Here is a 19486-nt window from a genome sequence, read left to right as displayed (position 1 = left end):
ACAGTACAAAATTATACGTAGAAAGCGCTTGCAAAAGTGGCTGTGTTTTTAAGTGATGTGTGCTAAAATGAGAAAAACGCCTGAACGTCACCTAATTGTCTCCAAGGTGGAATTCAATTCGGATGGAGTGATGATCATGAGTCTTGTCACCGGAATCCTGGTCTGTGCTTTTGTATATGTGATACGTGCCTCGCTGGTACGCTCTGAGGAAGAGGACTGGCGGAGTTATTAATGGAATATCTAGTGCGCCAACCTATGCGGTTGGCGCTTTTTTTGTCCTATGTTTTGAATAAGGTCCTATATACAGACGGCAGGTTATATGTCCTGTTGATTTCATGTTATATAGGACTTTTTGGTTTTTTTTGATAGAATGGAGATAAAGGCTTTTGTGGCCTTGATATTGTTACTGTTTTCACAATGTTCACGAAACGTGTAATATATGGCAAAATTCGACATCAGAAAGGGGAATCAGACGAATGAATCCCAGTTTGAGTATTTATGAAAATCTTGGTGGTGAGAAAGGTGTTCGTGCACTGGTCGAGGCTTTCTATCCGATCGTTCAGCAGAATGAGCAACTGGCTCCACTTTTCCCGGAAGATATTCAGCCGGTCATCGACAAGCAGTATATGTTTTTGTCTCAATTTTTTGGAGGACCAGGGCTGTTCTCCGAGGCGTTTGGTCATCCGATGATGCGTGCCCGTCATATGCATTTTGAAGTGACGGTTGAACGGGCTGAGGCCTGGCTTGCATGTATGAACCAAGCGTTAACACAGATTGGTGTGGAAGAGCCCTTGCATTCGTTTATCCTGCAGCGTTTATCTGGGCCTGCGCACCATTTTGTAAATACACCGTAGTTCCGAATATGATTATAAGCGTACGGGAGAGGGATGGGGAACCGAGTGGAATTAGAGCCGCTGTATAAGGTGAAGGTAACGTGTCACTATTGTGAAACTGAGTATGACACCTCACGGGTAAGACCAAGCTTGAAAAGACCCTACCGGACGGATTCTGATTTTTGTGCGTACTACAAGCTGGAGAATCCAGATTTTTATGTGGTTCGCATCTGTCCGCAGTGCGGGTTTGCCTCGACGGAGAACGCAACGGAGCATTTAAATGATGCTCAGCGCAAGGCTTTCAAGGAACAGATCGGTAATCGCTGGGTCAAACGTGATTATAGCGGAGCACGGACACTGGACCAGGCGCTGGCTACGTACAAGCTTGCCTTGCTATGCGCCCAGGTTATCCAGGAAAAAGACCGTGTCGTCGCTGGCCTGCTGCATCATATAGCCTGGTTGTATCGTTATATGGAGGACCATGCACAGGAACATCGTTTTCTTGAATTTAGCCTTGAAGCCTATGTGAAGGTGTTCGAACGTGAAGGAACAGGTGGCAATGAAGCCAAACTGTTGTATTTGCTCGGGGAATTGAATCGCAGGGTAGGCCGGTTCAATGAAGCAGTGCAATGGTTCGGCAAGGTCATACATGACAAGCGAATCACAGATGCGGCTATGATTCGTGCTTCAAGAGAACAGTGGGCGGTGCTGCGCGAACAGATGATTTCAGGCAAGATGGAACTCCCAGAAGAGATGCTGGAAGCAGAGAAAGAGGCTGCAAAGCGCAGCCCCCTCTAAGTCAACCTTGGATTTAAGACACGCCCTAGTTACGAACAGGACGGCTGGATAACAGATAGTCACTGTCATTGTCGATCACGGTCATGCTAGCATTGCAGCAGGGAAAGACCAGTAGTTTCTTTTTGCCTTCGCGAATGAGCACAAGCTCTTTTGGTTTGAGGGGGAGCAGCACATTACTTGCATGACAGTACGGACATTGCTGTACATAGATATCCCCCATCACAATATCGTAAGGCCAGCTGTTTTCAAACGGAATCATTCTTTTTCGCCTTCTGTTGCAGAAAGTTTGGAAGCTTCTTGTTTGGCGAGTTCCGCAATCTTCTGCATCAGGATATGTTGGGGCATGTGCATCAGGTGCTCCAAAGGCACGCCCAAGGATTCTGCTAATTTGACGGCTGTATCAGCCGATACTTGTAAAGGTTTCATACGATTACCTCCTGAGAGTTGCTATAAGTATTTCTCTAGTATAGAGATACAGCACGCAGAAAACCAGTTTTTAATTCGATCCTAACTATCCAATTTATAGAGAGAGGTGCCTTATTAAATGAAAACGCCATTAAACCCTGTATGGGATCTGGAGTCCATTTTTAGTGGAGGTTCTTCCTCCGAATCATTTGCTGCGTATCTGATTGAACTGGAAGAGGATGTACGCAAACTGCAACATTTGTTGAATGAAACACCCGCACCGACTTCATTAGAAGAGACGGCTGCTTTTGATGCCATTTTGGAATTGCTGCAGAGCTGCTATATCCGCATTTCGGAAGGTTCTGCGTTTGTATCCTGCCTCTCATCACAAAACCAGAAAGACAAGAAGGCAACGCAGCTTCAGGGAGCCATCAGTTCTCTTGCTGCGATGCTGAACGGTAGTAAGTCGAAGTTCGATAATACACTTAGTCAGACATCGGATTCGGTGTGGGACGCGTGGATTGCTCGGGAAGATATTCAGCCGCTGGCATTTGCATTGAACGAGAGTCGCACGCTAGCTCGTGAGAAGCTTTCGCCGGAACTGGAAGGCCTTGCTTTGGATCTGGGAGTGGATGGGTACCATGGTTGGGGCAAATTCTATAATACGATTGTCAGCAAGGTGAACATTCCTTTTGAGCAAGATGGAGAAATGGTAATGCTGTCCGCAGGACAGGCTGCCAACAAGCTGAGTGATAGTGATCGGAATGTACGCGAGACGGTATTTGCAAACTGGGAGCAGGCTTGGACCGATGTCGAAGATTTCTGTGCAGACACGCTGAACCACCTCGCAGGATTCCGTCTGAAGTTGTATGAGAAACGTGGCTGGGATGATATCCTCAAAGAACCTCTGGCCATCAACCGGATGACACGTCAGACACTGGATACGATGTGGAATGTGATTAACGGGGCTAAACCTGCGCTTGTTCAATACCTGGAGCGCAAGGCAGAACTGCTGGGGGTAGACAAGCTCAGCTGGAGCGACGTTGATGCACCTGTAGGCCAATCGAGTGGCAAGATCACTTACGATGAGGCAGCAATGACTATTGTTGAACAATTTGCCAAGTTCAGTCCTAAACTTTCTTCGTTTGTAGAGAAGGCTTTTGAGAAACGCTGGATCGAAGCAGAAGACCGTCCTGGCAAGCGCCCAGGAGGATTCTGTACGTCTTTGCCACTTAGCAAAGCAACCCGGATTTTCATGACCTTCTCCGGGACGCCATCCAATGTGTCGACTCTTGCGCATGAACTTGGTCATGGATATCATCAACACATTATGGAAGAGTTGCCTGCATTGAATCAGCGCTATGCGATGAATGTGGCCGAGACAGCTTCCACGTTTGCTGAACTGATTGTAGCAGATGCCCTGGTACAGGCAGCAACAGATGAGCAAGAGAAGCTGGCGTTGTTGGAAGACAAGATACAGCGAAGTGTGGCATTCTTTATGAATATCCATGCCCGGTTCCTGTTTGAGAATCGTTTCTATGAGCAACGCAAGAAAGGCCTGGTCAATGCGGATGAGTTATCCAAATTGATGGTGGAGGCACAGCAGGAAGCATTCTGTGGTGTACTTGCAACAGATCATCCGCATTTCTGGGCCTCCAAACTGCATTTCTACCTGACAGGTGTGCCATTCTATAACTTCCCATACACGTTTGGGTACATGTTCAGTGCGGGAATCTATGCGAGAGCACAGCAAGAAGGTACAGCATTTGCAGATAAATATGATGACTTGTTGCGGGATACAGGACGTATGACGGTCGAAGAACTGGCCCAGAAACATTTGGGTACGGACCTGACACAAGCGGATTTCTGGCAAAATGCTGCGGATTTGGTTATTGCCGATATTGAGCAGTTTTTGCAGATGACAGCAACCGAAAAATAGGTTGAAGATATATGAAATGGCTGCAATCGAGTGTTTAACAGACACTGGATTGCAGCTTTTTTTGTTCAGAATCCCCATTTTCAATTCTCGAATATTTTGTCGTAATTAAGTGAAAAAGCTCAGTTTAAGGAAGTGGAATGGCAATTAATTGTGCAAATTATAGTTAGAAATACCCAACTTTGCCGTTGTTTGTTGAATGAGCACATATGATGTCATATAATGAGTCGTAAGTCCTTGATGTATAGGACTATAAGCATATAAGGAGAGTGTTAATATGAAAATTGACGAGCTTTCATTAGCGAGACAATTGGATCTGGTGTTCAAAGAGCTTGATCATGAGTTGTCGGGGTTAGACTCAGGGGTAGTTTTTGTGCAAATACGAAACAACGTAATTGGGAAATTCGGTATTCGACATAATCCGATAACCGGACGAAATGGACAGATGGATGTGGAGGAAGGGGGACTAAACGAAACCCAGAGAACTTCTTTCCGGGCAATGGCACTGGAGACGTTGAAATTCAAACGGAACTGGACGCATGGCGAAATATCGTACGACTTCACAGTAAGACAAGGTATGATTTTGGTGGATGCAACAATGGAGTCTAATTATAATATGGCGAGCCTGATGATTCGTTACCCTAGAACCAATACATACAAGGATTCAGGCATGGAGTCGACCTCCTAAGTACTTGCACAAGAGAAAGCGGCACTTCCGAAGAAGGCCGCTTGTACTTTGGATTCTGCTCAAATCAAGCAAAAATTACGAGCTTACGAACGACCCGATAATTGCTGCTCAGCGATTTGCACCAGACGTTTTGTGATGTATCCACCCAGAGAACCTGTCTCACGGGAAGTATAGTTACCGTAGTAACCATCTTGTGGAATAGTTACACCCAGCTCTTGTGCAGCTTCAATTTTCAATTGTTGCAATGCTGCAGTTGCTTGGGGAACGACCAGGTTGTTGGAGCGGCTACCGCTACCTTGGTTTTGACTTCCGTACATATGTGTCACCTCCTTATGGGTTGGTGATGTTAGTATGGTTAGAGAATACGGAAATATACATGATATGGCGTAAGGGAAAATATGGATGATCAATAGTAGACATGTCACATCAAAAAGCCGACCCAATGCGGGTCGGCAAGTTGTACAAGGATATTAAAATATAGAGTGATATGCGCAAAAGCAACATAGAGGATGATAAGCTTACTTAGTCTGTCGGAGGTATAACCTCAATACGTGTAAATAGCTCAACAGGCTGTTCCGGTTCCAGGCGAATTAATCCCGTCTGCTCATCCGATAAGGCCAAATTAGGTGCATCCGGGAGCCAAGTGTACGGTTCAATGCACAAGAACTGATCAGATTCACCTTTGGTGAAGAGAACCCAATGTTTGAAAAATGTTTCATCTGCTGAATATTTCAATGTATATCCATCTTGTCTGCGTAAGTAAGCCGTGGCTGGTTCATCTTCGGTAGCTTTCAACAAGGTATCCCAGTTACGTCCCTGCAAGTTGATGGCTTCGTTCAGAGCAGACCATTCACCTAGAGATTCAATTTCACCTGTAGGGAGTTGCTCCTCATTCTGTCCGTATAGTCCGGAAACAGGCACTTGCAATGTCCAGTCGGCAGGTTTGCCGTCTAGCAAAAACCATGTATGATATCCCATCCCGAAAGGAGCAGGCGTGGAGCTCAAATTAGTGACTCGCAGACGCTGGCTAAATACAGCGTTTTGCAGACTGAACGTCATCTCAAGCTTCAGGGGAATCGGGAATTGAGCCATCCAGTGCTCTTCATTTTCAGTCAGTAATTCGGTTGTAATTGCACAGCCGTCTTCATCTTCCTCAATGTCACTGACACACCAGGATTGGGTACGGTGGAGACCGTGAATATGGTTGTCATTTGCCGTGTTCTGATCGAACTGGTAACGAACACCTTCATATTCGAATTCTCCACGATGAATGCGCCCTGGTGGAATCAGGAGAGGAACGCCAAAATGGTACGGCTTCTGCAGATAAAAGGCAAGATCGTCTTCATCCGGACGGCGGACGACATCTCTGTCCTGCACTAAATCGCGAATAGAAATAATATTATTTCCAAGACGCGGCAGCAGGGTAATTTCCAATTCACGGCTATGTAGGATATACGTGTCGTAACCATTCCATTGGCCTTTGGTCACTTGTTTCATATCGATGCTCCTTTTCCCACTTGAAATCTGTCTGCAAGCAGTCGTGATGATGCTACTGCTACAGGCGTGTCATTGTGTACATGCCAGCTATTTCCTGCTCGACTTCGTGTGAAGTTAACAATAGGATAAGCAATTCCATCATAACAGATTTTAGTGTGTCGGGTAAAAAAGTTCATCTCATTTTGACATTCGCGCCTGTGCGCATTAAGATGGAACTCTGAAGGCATTTATTAGAATTGAATGACATGAAATCGATGACAGGGACAAGTAGGCCAAGAGAATCCTCTTCAGAAAGCCGGTGGTTGATGTGAACCGGTGTGAGCTCTTTACCGAATGGACCCTTGAGTGTGGATTTGAACAGGCAAAGCCGAAAGACGGGCTTGCCCCACTAGAGTCTGCCGTATAATCCACGTTACGGAACAATGAAGGCATTTCTTCAGCTTGACTTGAATTCAGGGTCAGGCGCAATGGAAGAAAAGCGAATAAGGGTGGCACCACGGTCTCACGTCCCTTGCGGATGTGGGGCCTTTTTGCGTTCGCAGAGAATGGCGGTTTATTTTATTTAAAATCAGGAGGCGTTATGTGCAATGAAAACAGTACTTTCAGGTATTCAACCAAGCGGTCAGCTCACATTGGGCAACTATATTGGTGCAATTAAAAACTTTGTAAAACTCCAGCATGACTATCAATGTCATTTCATGGTGGTCGATCTTCATGCAATCACCGTAGCTCAGGAACCAGCAGCATTGCGTGAACAGTCGGAAGCTGTAGCTGCGCTGTTTATTGCAGCAGGTATTGACCCGTCTAAATCTAATGTATTTCTGCAGTCCCATATACCGCAGCACGCGGAATTGGGCTGGTTGATGACGACGCTGACCTCCATGGGTGAGCTTGAACGCATGACTCAGTTTAAGGATAAATCATCTGGTAAAGATTCCGTTGGTGCTGGATTGTTCGTGTATCCATCATTAATGGCGGCTGATATTTTGCTATACAATGCTGATCTTGTACCCGTGGGTGAGGATCAGAAGCAGCATTTGGAACTGACACGTGATCTGGCAGGACGCTTTAACCATCGTTATGGGGAGTACTTCACCATTCCAGATCCGTATATCCCACAGGTGGGTGCGCGGGTAATGTCACTCGACGATGCTTCTTCGAAAATGAGCAAAAGTAACCCTAATGCTGGTAGCTATATTGCTCTACTCGATCCGCCGGATGTCATCCGCAAAAAAATCAGCCGTGCCACAACAGATTCAGGACGTGAAGTCGTATACGATCCGGCAAATAAACCGGAAGTCAGCAACCTGATGAGCATTTACGCTGAATGTGCGGGTATGACGCTTAAGGAAGTAGCTGAGCGTTATGAAGGCAAGATGTACGGTCCGTTCAAAAAGGAACTGGCCGAAGTGGTTGTGTCTGTTATTGAACCATTACAACAACGCTATAATGAGATTCGTGAGTCTGGCGAATTAGCCGATGTTCTCGATACGTCAGCGCGCCGTGCAGAAGAAGTTGCTGCTAAAACGCTGGATGCAGTGAAAGAACGTATGGGGTTTGTTCCTAGACGTAAACTGTAGTGCTGAACAAGATTTTCATATGTAACGGAATGAATAGTTAACATGAATAAAGAGGAGTCCTATGTAGGAACTCCTCTTTATTTGTACGTTCATTATTGAATTATAAAAGACTTGTTCAAGATGTAGGCTCTGAAGCCGTCGAGCGAACTTCCTGACGTTCTTTTTTTGCACGGATCACAAATCCCCAGCCAATGTTGCCCATGGACAGGATAAACAGTAGTGCTGCTAACCAACCGGAGTAGGAGATCGTAATTGCTGTAACCGCTAACAAGATAATCGAAGAGAATGCGAACCATAAGGATAAGCCTTTGCTCATTGGGAAAAACCTCCATCTACAAATTTAGTAAAATTCCGTATAACCTGAAGCGTACGAGCCATAATAATCTTGCAAGCTTGCAATTACATTACAGACACAGATTGAAGGGAGATTATAAATATGGCTCAAGGATCTCGTTCTAACAACTTGGTGGTACCTCAGGCAAATTCAGCACTGCAACAATTGAAAATCGAGGCTGCACAGGAACTGGGTGTAACTATCCCACAAGACGGTTACTATGGTAACTACACTTCCCGTGAAACAGGATCTTTGGGTGGATATATCACCAAACGTCTGGTACAAATCGCTGAGCAGTCTCTGGCTGGGTCTGGCAAATAATTTATCTTAACCAAACAGCAACAAAAGGGAAAACAGAAAGCCCGGGGCGGAAACGCTCCGGGCTTTCTCGCGTATCAGTTCCTATGTCTGATTGTGCCTTGCCATGCTCGCTTCGTCAAGGGCGTGCGGATAAAAGTTTTTTATCCATCTTCTCATCGCTTAACCAGCCTACATACGTATCGATCGTTTCAAAATTTCGATCCATCACGACTACAGCGACAAATGGATATTGTTTCCGGTGTCGATATCGTACATCAGCCCAGCGGACCTTGTAACCGGCAGGTAATTCTTCAACCTCTGCCACCGCATAGGAGGTGAAGTAGAGGAAGGCACTGACTTCCGGCGATTTGCGTGAAGCAGCAACCGCCGCATGAGTGGAAGATGAAGCTTGCAGACTCCATGCCAGAGTAGAACCATCCATTTTACCAATCTCATAACTGCCATTCTCAACTCTTTTAACGACATGCCAGCGATTCCAGGATATCGTCGGAATGACGATATATTTTGCTTGCTCTGGGCTGTTGTCGAGACGTCTAACCTTTCTGACCGCTTGTGCACGAGCAATCGTCCGCCATATATAATATAGTCCCGTTAAGCTATATAACGTCACGAAGAGTGGTGCAGGGGCGATCAGGTCAAAGGCCCATAACAGGATAGCCACGACATGCGTGGAGAATAGAAACGGATCAAAAATATGAATGATGTTCCAGGCGATCCAGCGTTCTGTAAAAGGTCTGGCGGCTTGGGTTCCATAGGTGTTGAACAGATCAGTGAATACGTGAACGCCTACGGCTACAGCGGTCCAAGTGGCAACGTGTCCAATAGGTACACCAGGGAATATCAGTGCAATGACGCCAGTGATGAGCAGAACCCATAACAGGAGAAATGGCAGAGAGTGTGACAAGCCCCGATGATTCCGAATGTAAAGCGAATTGCTTTTGAGACGTAACGCAGTATCGATGTCAGGGGCCTGGGAACCGGCGATCGTGCCAACCATTACCGCAGCTGCAAGCATAGGGTTGGACGCGACGACAGGATCGACATAAGCGAGACCGGCTAAACCAATCCCCATGACAAAATGTGTAGAGGTATCCATAAACGTCTCCTTTGTGTGGTGTATCGTTGTAAGGCATATTGCTTCTCTATCTAGGTGATACCCATTTATAGTGTATAATATCCGCCTGTCAGGATGCAAAACACCCCAAATTTCGAATGGATGACAATAAATGTATTATAACCAATAAATGTACGCAGTTTGTCAAACTATTTGGGCATTTCCTATGATAAACTTTATATCGGATACAAAGAGAAAAATCGTCAGAGCACATACGATACAAATGGAATGATATACAACGCTAAAAATGTATGGGCATTGTTCCTTTAAACCGTTACAATAATATAGGATCTCATAAAAAGTAGGTTTCTTTGAATACATATGTCACAGTAGATGGATGAAGCGTAACGAGCGTGATTTTGGGTTCACATATGTATGCGTATTCATAAGAAAAGATACAGGAGGGACGAGGAAGATGCTGAAAAAGTACAAATGGACCTGGATGCTGCTGGGGCTCGCACTGATTATGGCTGTGTATCTGATGTGGGGCACCGTCTTTGCCAGTAAGGAAAAATTACCCGAGATTCGTGAAATTCAATCCTTTTCCATGGAAAATGTAGATGGCAGTACGGTATCCCTGGAGGACACCCAAGGGAAAGTCCGTTTGTTCTACTTTTATTTCACCAGTTGTCCGGATGTCTGCCCTATTACGACGTTTACATTATCCCAGGTGCAGGATCTGTTGAAAGAGGACGACACCTTCGGTAAAGATGTCTCGTTTGTATCCATTTCATTCGACCCGAAAGTCGATACAAGAGAGAAGATTAAGACATTCGCGGACCGCTTCCATGCGGATTATTCCGGATGGTACTTCTTGCGAGGGGATATGGACAAAACCAAACAGTTCGCCAGGGATTCATTCCAAATCCTGATCGAAGGGGAGAATAAGGACGATTTTGCCCATATGAACATGATTGGTCTGGTGGATGAGAACAACCAGCTACGAAAAGTATATAACGCATTTAATACAGAGGACGTTGTGCCAGCTGCCATTGCCGAGGATATTCGGAATCTGATCAAGGAATAATCATCTGATACTCATATTGTAAAGGCTGCCTCCAGGTTAATATCAACCCAATGGCAGCCTTTTGGTATTTCATTTTAAAAGGAAGGATGTTCAGGGTATTGGATGTATGTCTCTAACCCGGCTTTCTCCAGTTGGGCAATGATATACTCATCAGGTGTTCCTTCCACCCCCGCATATCCTCGTCGTGTATACATCTGTACTGCATCCGGGAAAGCATCCCGAAGCACACCTCTAATTTTTTTGCCGGAACTGTCATTATCCATAAATAAAAAGACTTCATCATAACCGACTTGTTTGCGCAGGGTCTCCAGCTTGAGGGAATTTAGTGTTCCAAACGTACATAGAATGTTGATTTCGGGTCCAACCAGACGTTTCAGTTTGCTTCGATCATTCTTACCTTCCACAATGACATGAATAGGCATGATATTCACCTCTTGTTCGAGAGCTTATGTCGACATTCCCCGGGAAATGTTGCAGCGAAAATCGACTGATTATATAAAATGGACTCCTTTCTTTACACGACTGCTAACAGGATAGAACAACCTATCGAGACAATTCTTTGGAATCTTATTTCTTGTGCATCATTAGGTCAGTAATAGCTAGTAGTGGCCGTTCCGGTTACGGATCGTTCCTCCGATCGCTGTTGTCTCCATATATTTCTGATTTACTTTTATAAAGTTAATATTTGGAGACAAAGGCGAACGCTATCGCTTCTTCAGAATCGATTCCGTACCCTTCACTACTTTTGGCCCATCGTTCAACCTTAATGATGCTCTTCAATAAGATAAAACCTTCGGTGATTGTAAAAGATAGATTTCTCAGTTAGCTTTTATCAACGTGTAAAACGTTAGTCCATTTTATATAGTTTAGCTGTAAATGGGGGAATGATGCAAAGCTAATGAAAATACTGGCCTAATTGATGCCATAATGGTAAGGAGACAGAGACTGGTCGGAATTTAGTTTAATATACTTTTGGGATCGGACAGGGATGCCTCGCGTCTGGTTGTATAGTATGGAAGCAGTAGCATACCAATCATTAACAAAACAAAGGCGATGAAATAGGGTGATAACCCGACACGCAGTTGCCCGGCTGTGATGGGGCCGATGAAAGAACCGATGGAGGTGGCGATGGATTGCAGTGAGAAAATGCGACCCAGCTTGCTTCCTCCGCTCAGACGTATAAATAGGGTAGCCATAGCTGGAAAGATAATGCCTTTGGACATCCCGAGTACAAATAATACGGTGGACAACGGGATTTGTGGAATGGCTGCCATCACAAAAAAACACAAGGACATTAACAGCACGCCCGCAACCAGACGCAGCTTGGGGGAATACCGGTTGAGAAATAACATGCTGAGTGTGAAGAGTGCCCCAATACTGATAATGGAGAACAGCAGTCCGGTAGACATGATGGACGATTGTCCTCCTCCTCGCAGGGGTAATTCGAAGAAGAGAATTCCTTGGGCACAGGCAATCACCAGAGGCAGGGCAAAGTATCGCCAGGACACTGGTAGAAATGCACTTTGTGCATTTGCTGGTGAGACATCAGGTTTAGCAGGTTCAGTTACTCTCTCGTGCTGCTTGACGATACCACGAGGCATCGTCATGAATGCAATGACACCTGTGAGAATAAGCAGATAACCCAAGCCTGAGAATGTAGCGGAGAAGCCCATAGAGCCCACAATGATCGCACCGGCTGCTGGCGACACAACAGAGGCGAGGGTATGCACTACGCCGTGACCCGACATATACTTCCCCTGTTTCACCGGATCGCTGGATAGCTGTGCAAGCAAGGCGAGGCATGCAGGAGACAGGAAGGCCAGTACAAAACCGCTGATGGAACGCAGCGCCAGCAGTTGCCATGGTGTCTGTACATAGGCTTGCAGGAGCAGGATGAATCCTGCACCGAGCAGACTGAATACAATGTAGCGGCGACTGCCATGTTTATCGATTTGCGTTCCAGCAATCAGATTGCCAGGAAGATGTGTTAAGGAATAGATGCCCATCATCCAGCCGATGAAGGTAGGGGCAGCTCCAAGCGAGATGGCAAAAGGGGTCAGAATGGGATACTGGGCGTGCAAATCAAATACGGCAAGGAACAAAAACAGGTATAGCCAGATGGCCGTTTTCACATAAGCCCCTCCTTGTTAAGCGATGCATGTTCAAAGTACAAGTCTTGAACGTGTTCCCCGTTCGTCAGCAGAACCTCATGGTACTACTTGTACGCCCGGCGGGACGAACTTAGACCGTTTATTTTTACGGGAGAGGGCTTAGCTGACAGCAGCTTCGGAAATCATGTATAATATTCGGGAAGTGTAACGAATGAATTCTAATACGGAAGGTGTAATCATGAACATAGAAGTAATCAAAGAGTTTGTGATGCAGAACTGGCTAGTGATCGTGGTTGCGTTGATCATTTTGTTCTTTGTTCTGAATGTGGTCAAAACCGTATTGAAATGGGCGATTGCCATCATCATTATTGCGGCTCTACTGATATACAGCGGCATCTCCATTGATCAGATCAAACAGACAGTGACAGACGTACAATCCAGTACGATGGACACATTGAAGAAAGAAGCGACCAGCATGATGCTTAAGGAAGCTTCCAAAGCGACATACGTTAAAGGACAGGATGGAGCATTCACCATCACAAGTCCCAATGTGGAGATTAAGGGTCGAACTCAATCGGATAAAGTGGATGTGACCTTCCGCGGAATTTCTCTTGGCGAATGGAAACTCGACAATGAAACGATACGTACGTTTGTCGAACAGGCACAGGAGAACAAAACAGCACCAGCATCGTAGTAAAGGGGGAATCAGTACGTGCTGCAGAATTGGCTGGACAGCCTGAAGGAGTTTAATGGCATCACAATTATGCTGCTGCTGATTGTAGCTGCTTCATTGTTGCAGGGTTGGTCCAGAGGGGCTTCGCGTTCAGCAGGCAGACTCTTCGGGTTCCTGATGGATGGCATTATGGCGGTGATTGGTATTCTGTTGTCGATCGGTTTAACGATGTGGCTTGCGCCATATGTGCAGCAGTGGCTGTCTGCGTATGCTTCAGCCATGCCTAACCGTGAGTTAAATCGGTGGGAACAGATGTATTATACGTTGGTTACGGCGATTGCAGATTTTCCGCTGATGCGGTTCGCCGTATTATTTGTACTCAGCTACGGCCTCATCCGACTGATTCTTGGATTGCTGTCTTCATTTATGTTTAGCAGCAGGCAGGGTCTAGGCGAGGAAAGTGCTCCTAAAGGTATGTTTAGCAGGTTGACAGGTGCCTTGATTGGCACGATTATAGGCTCCGTCCGCGGAATGATTGTCATTGCGGTGCTATTCATGATTGTAAGTCTCTACCCTGGGAGTATGTTCAGCCGATATGTGGAGGCATCTCCTATCTATATGCAAGGGGCCAAGTCGGTTATCGAACCGTTGTCAGGCACGTTCATCAAGGACAAGCTTCCTGTATTTACGCAGGCTGTGCAGAAGGAACTGGGCGGTATTCTGCAACGCAAATATGAAGTCATTGACCATAACATTCCGACGGATATTGAATCTGCAGCGAGTGAGATTGTGAAAGGCCAATCGACAGATGAGGCCAAAGCAAGAGCGCTATACGACTGGGTAGGTTCACGGATTCAGTATGACTATGGTAAAGTGGATGACTATGAGCAAAAGGGCATATGGCATGAACAGAATCCACAGAATACTTTTGATACACGAAAAGGCGTATGTATTGATTATGCCCGTCTATATGCTGTGATGGCCCGCTCACAAGGACTCGAAGTCAAAGTCGTTACAGGACTGGGGTATAACGGCCAGGGCGGATACGGTCCGCATGCGTGGAATGAAGTGTATTTGAGTGATTCCGAGAGCTGGGTTCCGCTTGATCCGACGTGGGCCATCAGTGGAGATTGGTTTAATCCTCCGAATTTTGCCGACACCCACTTAAAGGATCAATCAGCTTAACATTACAACGGACAAGGGTCCGTAATATGACGACGTTGCCAGGTTATCATGCCGGGAAGAACCAGTTTGAGCGGTATGCATCAAGTCATGAAAGAGGTAGGATGGATGAAAAAGCATTCCAATGAGAAGGACGAACTTACGGACAAACGGCGCTTTAGCTACCGAATGAACGTATTTTTCTTCGCTTCCTTTGTTATTTTTAGCGTTATTATTGTACGATTGGCGTTTTTGCAATTTGTCGAAGGCCCTGAACTCAGCCAGGAAGAAGCGAGTAACATTACCAAGGATGTGCCGCTTCCTCCCGTGAGGGGAACGATCTATGACTCCACAGGTGAAGTGAAGCTGGCATACTCCAAGCCCATTCAGTCTCTCTACCTGACACTTTATAAAAACTATGGGGATGTGGGCGGTCAGCCGAGTCCGAATATTGGGGAAGTGCAAGATATTGCAACCCGGTTGCATGATGTATTCGAACAGTACAAGCTGAAGGATTCAGAGCCACTTACGGTGGAGCAAATTCTCGAAGAGATGGACCTGAATTCACGCAAGGCGAACGGTTTTATGCCACGACTGATCAAGAGTGATCTGTCCGAGGAAGAGGTAGCTTACTTCCTACAGCATAAGGATGAGTTCAAAGGCATTCAGATCGTCGAGGAAAGTGTACGATTCTACGATCCGGATACAGTAGCGGTTCAGACCATCGGTTATCTGAAGAAGTTCAGAAGTTCGAAGGCCTTGGACAAATACAAAGAGGTGGACGAGGCCAATAAAACGCAAACGGATCCGGGCCTGGTGTACACGGAAAATGAATTTGTAGGCTTTGATGGACTGGAGCTGCAATATCAGGATGCTCTCCGCGGCAAAAGTGGATATACATCCGTTGATGTTGATTTGCGTAACTTGCCTGAAGGTGTGGCTGGTACTACCCCGCCGGAGAAAGGGTACGACCTGATTTCCAGCATTAACAAGAACGTTCAGGTGAAAACGGAACAGGCCATTCTGGATCAGTTGAGTTGGCTTCATCGGAATCCGGTTTCCGGTAAATTGCATCCGAATGCCAAGACCGGATTTGCAGTTGCGATGGAAGTGGACACGGGGAAAATCGTATCTGCTGCCAGTATGCCAGATTATGATACCAACCTCTGGAGAACAGGCAGTATCACGAATGATCAATACGATGATATTAAATATGTGTACCAAAATGGTACGATTCGTTCTTTCCCTCCGGATGACTCTAAAAAGCGAGCCGAATCGATCGTGTTACTCGGCTCCACGATCAAACCGCTTAGTGTGTTGATCGGTTTAAAAGAAGGTTTCTTCACAACAAATACCGTTTATTCGGATAGAGGTTCAACGACCTTTGGTGGAGACAACCGCAGAGTTCAGAACTCATCAGGCCATGTGTACGGTGCGATGCGTCCGCATGATGCGATTCGTCATTCCTCGAACGTATTCATGATTGATGAGATCGGGAAGAAGTTGTACTCGAAATACGGTGCGACCGGAATTGACAAATGGGATGAATACATGAAGCAGTTCGGCCTTGGAGTATCCACAGGGGTGGATCTGCCGAATGAATTCTTGGGCATACGGGATTACATGAACACCACGGAAAGCTCGCTGACGCGTCTTGTGTATGGTTCCTTTGGACAGCAGGGGAAATACACAACTATGCAGTTAGCGCAGTACACGACGATGCTGGCAAACAAAGGAAAGCGAATGGAGCCACAACTGGTCAGAGAGTTCCGGGATTCGGAAGGCAACGTGGTCGAGAAAGTAAAACCGAAGGTACTCAGCACGGTGGAGTTTAACGATGCCTACTGGAATGAAGTACAACGAGGCATGGCAACCGAGGTATCCGCATTTAGCGGATTCCCTTATGACTTTGCCAGAAAAACAGGAACATCGACACAGGTTGTAGGTGGCAAACTGGTGGATAACGGGGTGTTTATCGCCTATGCACCTCGTAATAATCCGAAGCTGGCTGTTGCTGTGGTTATCCCCGAAGGGGGCTTTGGTTCGAGTAGTGCGGCTCCGGTTGCACGTGCGATCTTCGATGCCTATGACGAGGAATTCGGTCTCGACGGTGTACCGAAAAAGGACAAAAATAAAGATGCAGAATCGGAATCAGGCACACAGTGATGTGGGTCTTTGATTACAGAGGGGACCCTTGGCGGGGTCCTCTTTTTTGTATTTACGCAGAGCATGGATCGAGGGAGTGAACTAATTAATTGCATTAATGTGTAACCAAATGAGCTGTATCACGTTTATATAAGGAAAGGGTAAACGCTTTCGACAGAGCGGGATAACGTTGATATGTCAGTGTTTACATTTAAATCGGTAGATTGGTTAGTGTAACGGTTCTGTTTACGAAAATGTAACCAAAAATTGAAAGACGTGACAGCTAGCCTTTGGTAGACTTGTATGAGAAAGGATTAAATGGGGGAATGAGCACATCCACAATATGGATTAGATATTTTATTTTTATAGAGGAACGGGAGAGGCTTAAACCATGTTTAACCGATTGAGGAAGAAACCCATGACTGAGGAAGATACACCCGTCAATAAGCCTTCCACCGCAAGGCTGAATTTGTTTTTTTTCGCGGCATTTGTCATATTCAGTATTCTAATTTTCAGGTTGGCCTTTGTACAATTCGTGGAGGGTCCTGAACTAACGTATATGGAAACGAGTCGTAATACCAAAGACATTCCACTCGCACCTGTTCGTGGTCCCATCTATGATGCAACAGGGGAAGTGGCGCTCGCGTATTCCGAACCTGTACAGTCCCTCTATGTGCTGTTATATGAGGATTATCGGAATGATGAACGTAGACAGGAAGCAGAGGAACTGGCTCATGATCTGGCAGCTGTGTTTAAGCAGTTTAATCCAGGGGACAAGGAACAGCCCGATGCGGAAGAGATCATCAAACGACTGGATCTGGATTACCAGAAAACGTTTGGATATGTGCCAAGATTGGTGAAGTCGGATCTATCGACCAAAGAAATTGCCTTTTTCATGGAGAAAAAAGCGGATTATCCGGGCGTTATGGTGCTGGAAGAAAACATAAGAAAATATGACCCGGATGGCGTAGCGGTTCAGGTTGTGGGTTACACAAGGGAGTTCAAACGGGCACCAGACAGCCTTGCCAAATATAAGGCCATCCGCGAGGGGGCAAGTACCCAGCGTGATCCTGGTCTTGTATACCACGAGGAAGAGAAGGTTGGTTTTGATGGATTGGAGCTTCAATATCAGGAGGAACTTCGTGGACGAAGTGGCTACCAGTCCATTGATATTGACGCACGTAATCTGCCAGATGGAACGATGTTACAAACACCACCAGAGAAAGGCTACAGTCTGGTTTCCACCATTAACAAGGAAATTCAGATGGCTGCACAAGAGGCGATTACGGATGAACTGCGCAGACTTCCGAAGGCGATTACGGGATACGCAGTAGCCATGGAAGTGGATACGGGAAATGTGGTCGCTATGGCAAGTATGCCGGATTATGATCCGAACGATTGGGATTATGACAAAATCAAATATGTGTTCCGAAACGGAACCACCGAGTCGTTTCCACCGAATGATGCCAAACCTAGTCGCGCGGAATCCGTTGTACTCCTTGGATCGGTGATCAAACCGCTAAGTGTGCTGATTGGATTAAAAGAGGGACTATTTACAGCCGGGCAGACTTATCATGATCAGGGATATGCCATTCTGGGGAAAGATGGACGACAAGTAAAGAACTCGCATTCTGCTTATAATGGTTCTATTACGGCGAGAAGAGCGATTGAGAAATCCTCCAATGCGTTTATGATCGATATGGTGGGTAAACGTTTGTTAAATAAATATGGCTCAGAGAAAGGCATCGATGTCTGGCACAAATACATGCAGGATTTCGGTTTGGGTGTCTCTACGGGAGTAGATTTGCCTAACGAGTTCTTGGGTAGGCTGGAATACAAAGAAGATCATGAATCAGCTCTAACACGTTTGGCGTTTGCCTCATTTGGGCAGCAAGCCAAGTACACGACCATGCAACTCGCACAATACACCACGATGCTTGCCAATAAGGGCAAACGGATGGAACCACACTTAGTGAAAGAAATCCGTGATGCGGATGGCAATGTGGTGAAGGAAATCAAACCTAAAGTGCTCAATGAAGTTGACTTTGCCGATGCGCACTGGAATGAAGTTCATAAAGGGATGGTTACCAAAGTAAGCTCATTTGACGGGTTCCCATATGATTATGCACGCAAAACAGGAACATCGGAGCAGGGTACCGGACCGAACAAGAAAGAGAATGGTGTGTTTATTGCATTTGCACCACGGGACAATCCGAAGCTGGCTGTAGCGGTTGTGGTACCGGAAGGTGGCTTCGGGTCAGTCAGTGCTTCGCCAATTGCACGGAAAATTTTCGATGCATACGATGAAGTATATGGTCTCGATGGAACGCCGAAAGGCAAGAAAGATCAGAAGCAAGACCAAGAGTAAGTAATACAGAATATTGAAATGCACTGATATGCAGTGAATGAATTAGATTTGATTTGCAGAGGCAGGGGAGTTTCCCTTGCCTCTTTTGGATGATGCTTGCTTGAAGGCATGAATGGTTAGTTCGATTTGGAAGATAGATCTATCTTAATGTGTCATCCTTCTGATTACGGGTTATTTTGTTGCATACAGATGATCTGTGGTAAAATGTCGTTAGCTGTGACGTCCGGAGCGTCCGTTTTTACGGATGCCGGGCGATCTTGTTGTGAAAGAATGTTTAAAAATAGATAAAAAGAACCTTTAAGCTGAACTGGAGAACCATTGTGGAACGTAGAGGGCAGAAAGGACCTAGAGAAACGAAGTAGTCGCGTTGATAACCGGATTTTCTCCATTGTAGATGGAATCAAGAAAATCTGGGGATAACAGCGATCGAAAGGTTTTCTGCCCGCGTAGTGCCTGAATGGATATCCATGAGTTCAACTTGGAGAGAGACAACCT

20 protein-coding genes and 1 other annotated feature are annotated in these 19486 nt (G+C 46.0%); of the genes, 12 read left to right on the top strand and 8 right to left on the bottom strand.

What is annotated here, in order from left to right:
- Positions 1-67 precede the first annotated feature (67 nt).
- The 3 genes from PAHA3_RS30690 (at position 68) to PAHA3_RS28545 (ending at position 1631) form a co-directional block, all read left to right on the top strand.
- A complete protein-coding gene (locus PAHA3_RS30690; protein ID WP_155984997.1) occupies positions 68-232 on the top strand; it encodes a hypothetical protein in 165 nt (54 codons plus the stop codon).
- A 244-nt stretch (positions 233-476) separates the two neighbouring features.
- Positions 477-854: a globin domain-containing protein gene (locus PAHA3_RS28550; RefSeq protein WP_062838001.1), complete on the top strand. Its 378-nt coding sequence runs from the start codon at positions 477-479 to the stop codon at positions 852-854.
- A 45-nt stretch (positions 855-899) separates the two neighbouring features.
- The gene (locus tag PAHA3_RS28545; RefSeq protein ID WP_175623788.1) at positions 900-1631 is read left to right on the top strand and encodes a DUF2225 domain-containing protein; all 732 of its coding nucleotides are present in this window, start codon (positions 900-902) and stop codon (positions 1629-1631) included.
- A gap of 25 nt (positions 1632-1656) precedes the next feature.
- On the opposite strand, the gene PAHA3_RS28540 is transcribed toward PAHA3_RS28545, so the two are convergent.
- Positions 1657-1890, bottom strand: a complete 234-nt coding sequence (locus tag PAHA3_RS28540) for a hypothetical protein (protein ID WP_062837999.1) — start codon at positions 1888-1890, stop codon at positions 1657-1659.
- Positions 1887-2057 carry a YycC family protein gene (locus PAHA3_RS30075; RefSeq protein WP_082763042.1) on the bottom strand — a complete coding sequence of 57 codons (171 nt, stop codon included), beginning with the start codon at positions 2055-2057 and terminating at the stop codon, positions 1887-1889. Before PAHA3_RS30075 ends, PAHA3_RS28540 begins: the two co-directional genes overlap by 4 nt.
- A gap of 118 nt (positions 2058-2175) precedes the next feature.
- Here PAHA3_RS30075 and PAHA3_RS28535 point away from each other — a divergent pair, with 118 nt between their 5' ends.
- Entirely contained in the window at positions 2176-3975 is a 1800-nt protein-coding gene (locus tag PAHA3_RS28535; protein WP_062837998.1) for a M3 family oligoendopeptidase, read from the top strand.
- Positions 3976-4249: 274 nt separating this feature from the next.
- Complete coding sequence (locus PAHA3_RS28530; RefSeq protein ID WP_062837997.1) at positions 4250-4660, top strand: hypothetical protein; 411 nt, start codon at positions 4250-4252, stop codon at positions 4658-4660.
- Positions 4661-4743: 83 nt separating this feature from the next.
- Here the strand turns inward: PAHA3_RS28530 and PAHA3_RS28525 are convergent, their stop codons facing one another.
- Both PAHA3_RS28525 and PAHA3_RS28520 read right to left on the bottom strand, forming a co-directional pair.
- Positions 4744-4977, bottom strand: a complete 234-nt coding sequence (locus PAHA3_RS28525; RefSeq protein WP_047841310.1) for an alpha/beta-type small acid-soluble spore protein — start codon at positions 4975-4977, stop codon at positions 4744-4746.
- 205 nt (positions 4978-5182) lie between these two features.
- Entirely contained in the window at positions 5183-6157 is a 975-nt protein-coding gene (locus tag PAHA3_RS28520; RefSeq protein WP_062837996.1) for an aldose 1-epimerase, read from the bottom strand.
- Between the two features lie 245 nt (positions 6158-6402).
- Positions 6403-6672: a binding site (T-box leader), on the top strand.
- 72 nt (positions 6673-6744) lie between these two features.
- On the opposite strand from PAHA3_RS28520, the gene trpS reads away from it, so the two are divergent.
- Complete coding sequence (gene trpS / locus PAHA3_RS28515) at positions 6745-7737, top strand: tryptophan--tRNA ligase (RefSeq protein ID WP_062837995.1); 993 nt, start codon at positions 6745-6747, stop codon at positions 7735-7737.
- 115 nt (positions 7738-7852) lie between these two features.
- On the opposite strand, the gene PAHA3_RS28510 is transcribed toward trpS, so the two are convergent.
- Positions 7853-8053, bottom strand: coding sequence for a hypothetical protein (locus tag PAHA3_RS28510; RefSeq protein WP_062837994.1), 201 nt, complete (start codon positions 8051-8053; stop codon positions 7853-7855).
- 120 nt (positions 8054-8173) lie between these two features.
- Between PAHA3_RS28510 and PAHA3_RS28505 the strand changes: the two genes are divergently transcribed.
- Positions 8174-8392, top strand: coding sequence for an alpha/beta-type small acid-soluble spore protein (locus PAHA3_RS28505; RefSeq protein ID WP_017692386.1), 219 nt, complete (start codon positions 8174-8176; stop codon positions 8390-8392).
- 115 nt (positions 8393-8507) lie between these two features.
- Here PAHA3_RS28505 and PAHA3_RS28500 read toward each other — a convergent pair whose 3' ends face one another.
- Positions 8508-9488 (bottom strand): metal-dependent hydrolase, encoded by a 981-nt coding sequence (locus PAHA3_RS28500; protein WP_062837993.1) that lies wholly within the window; start codon positions 9486-9488, stop codon positions 8508-8510.
- 433 nt (positions 9489-9921) lie between these two features.
- On the opposite strand from PAHA3_RS28500, the gene PAHA3_RS28495 reads away from it, so the two are divergent.
- Positions 9922-10533 (top strand): SCO family protein, encoded by a 612-nt coding sequence (locus PAHA3_RS28495; protein ID WP_062837992.1) that lies wholly within the window; start codon positions 9922-9924, stop codon positions 10531-10533.
- Between the two features lie 74 nt (positions 10534-10607).
- Here PAHA3_RS28495 and PAHA3_RS28490 read toward each other — a convergent pair whose 3' ends face one another.
- Positions 10608-10955: a toprim domain-containing protein gene (locus PAHA3_RS28490; protein WP_062837991.1), complete on the bottom strand. Its 348-nt coding sequence runs from the start codon at positions 10953-10955 to the stop codon at positions 10608-10610.
- Positions 10956-11489: 534 nt separating this feature from the next.
- Positions 11490-12665 (bottom strand): MFS transporter, encoded by a 1176-nt coding sequence (locus tag PAHA3_RS28485; protein ID WP_062837990.1) that lies wholly within the window; start codon positions 12663-12665, stop codon positions 11490-11492.
- A gap of 217 nt (positions 12666-12882) precedes the next feature.
- Here PAHA3_RS28485 and PAHA3_RS28480 point away from each other — a divergent pair, with 217 nt between their 5' ends.
- The 4 genes from PAHA3_RS28480 to PAHA3_RS28465 all read left to right on the top strand — a co-directional run bounded on the left by PAHA3_RS28480 (position 12883) and on the right by PAHA3_RS28465 (position 18991).
- Positions 12883-13338, top strand: a complete 456-nt coding sequence (locus PAHA3_RS28480; protein ID WP_062838060.1) for a hypothetical protein — start codon at positions 12883-12885, stop codon at positions 13336-13338.
- A 69-nt stretch (positions 13339-13407) separates the two neighbouring features.
- Positions 13408-14502 (top strand): transglutaminase domain-containing protein, encoded by a 1095-nt coding sequence (locus PAHA3_RS28475; RefSeq protein ID WP_062838059.1) that lies wholly within the window; start codon positions 13408-13410, stop codon positions 14500-14502.
- A gap of 105 nt (positions 14503-14607) precedes the next feature.
- Positions 14608-16644, top strand: a complete 2037-nt coding sequence (locus PAHA3_RS28470) for a peptidoglycan D,D-transpeptidase FtsI family protein (RefSeq protein ID WP_062837989.1) — start codon at positions 14608-14610, stop codon at positions 16642-16644.
- Between the two features lie 397 nt (positions 16645-17041).
- Positions 17042-18991, top strand: a complete 1950-nt coding sequence (locus PAHA3_RS28465; protein WP_167350965.1) for a peptidoglycan D,D-transpeptidase FtsI family protein — start codon at positions 17042-17044, stop codon at positions 18989-18991.
- Positions 18992-19486 lie beyond the last annotated feature (495 nt).

Source organism: Paenibacillus amylolyticus, assembly GCF_001570725.1.
Taxonomy (GTDB): Bacteria; Bacillota; Bacilli; order Paenibacillales; family Paenibacillaceae; genus Paenibacillus; species Paenibacillus amylolyticus_A.
This window is presented reverse-complemented; position numbering and strand designations above follow the sequence as displayed.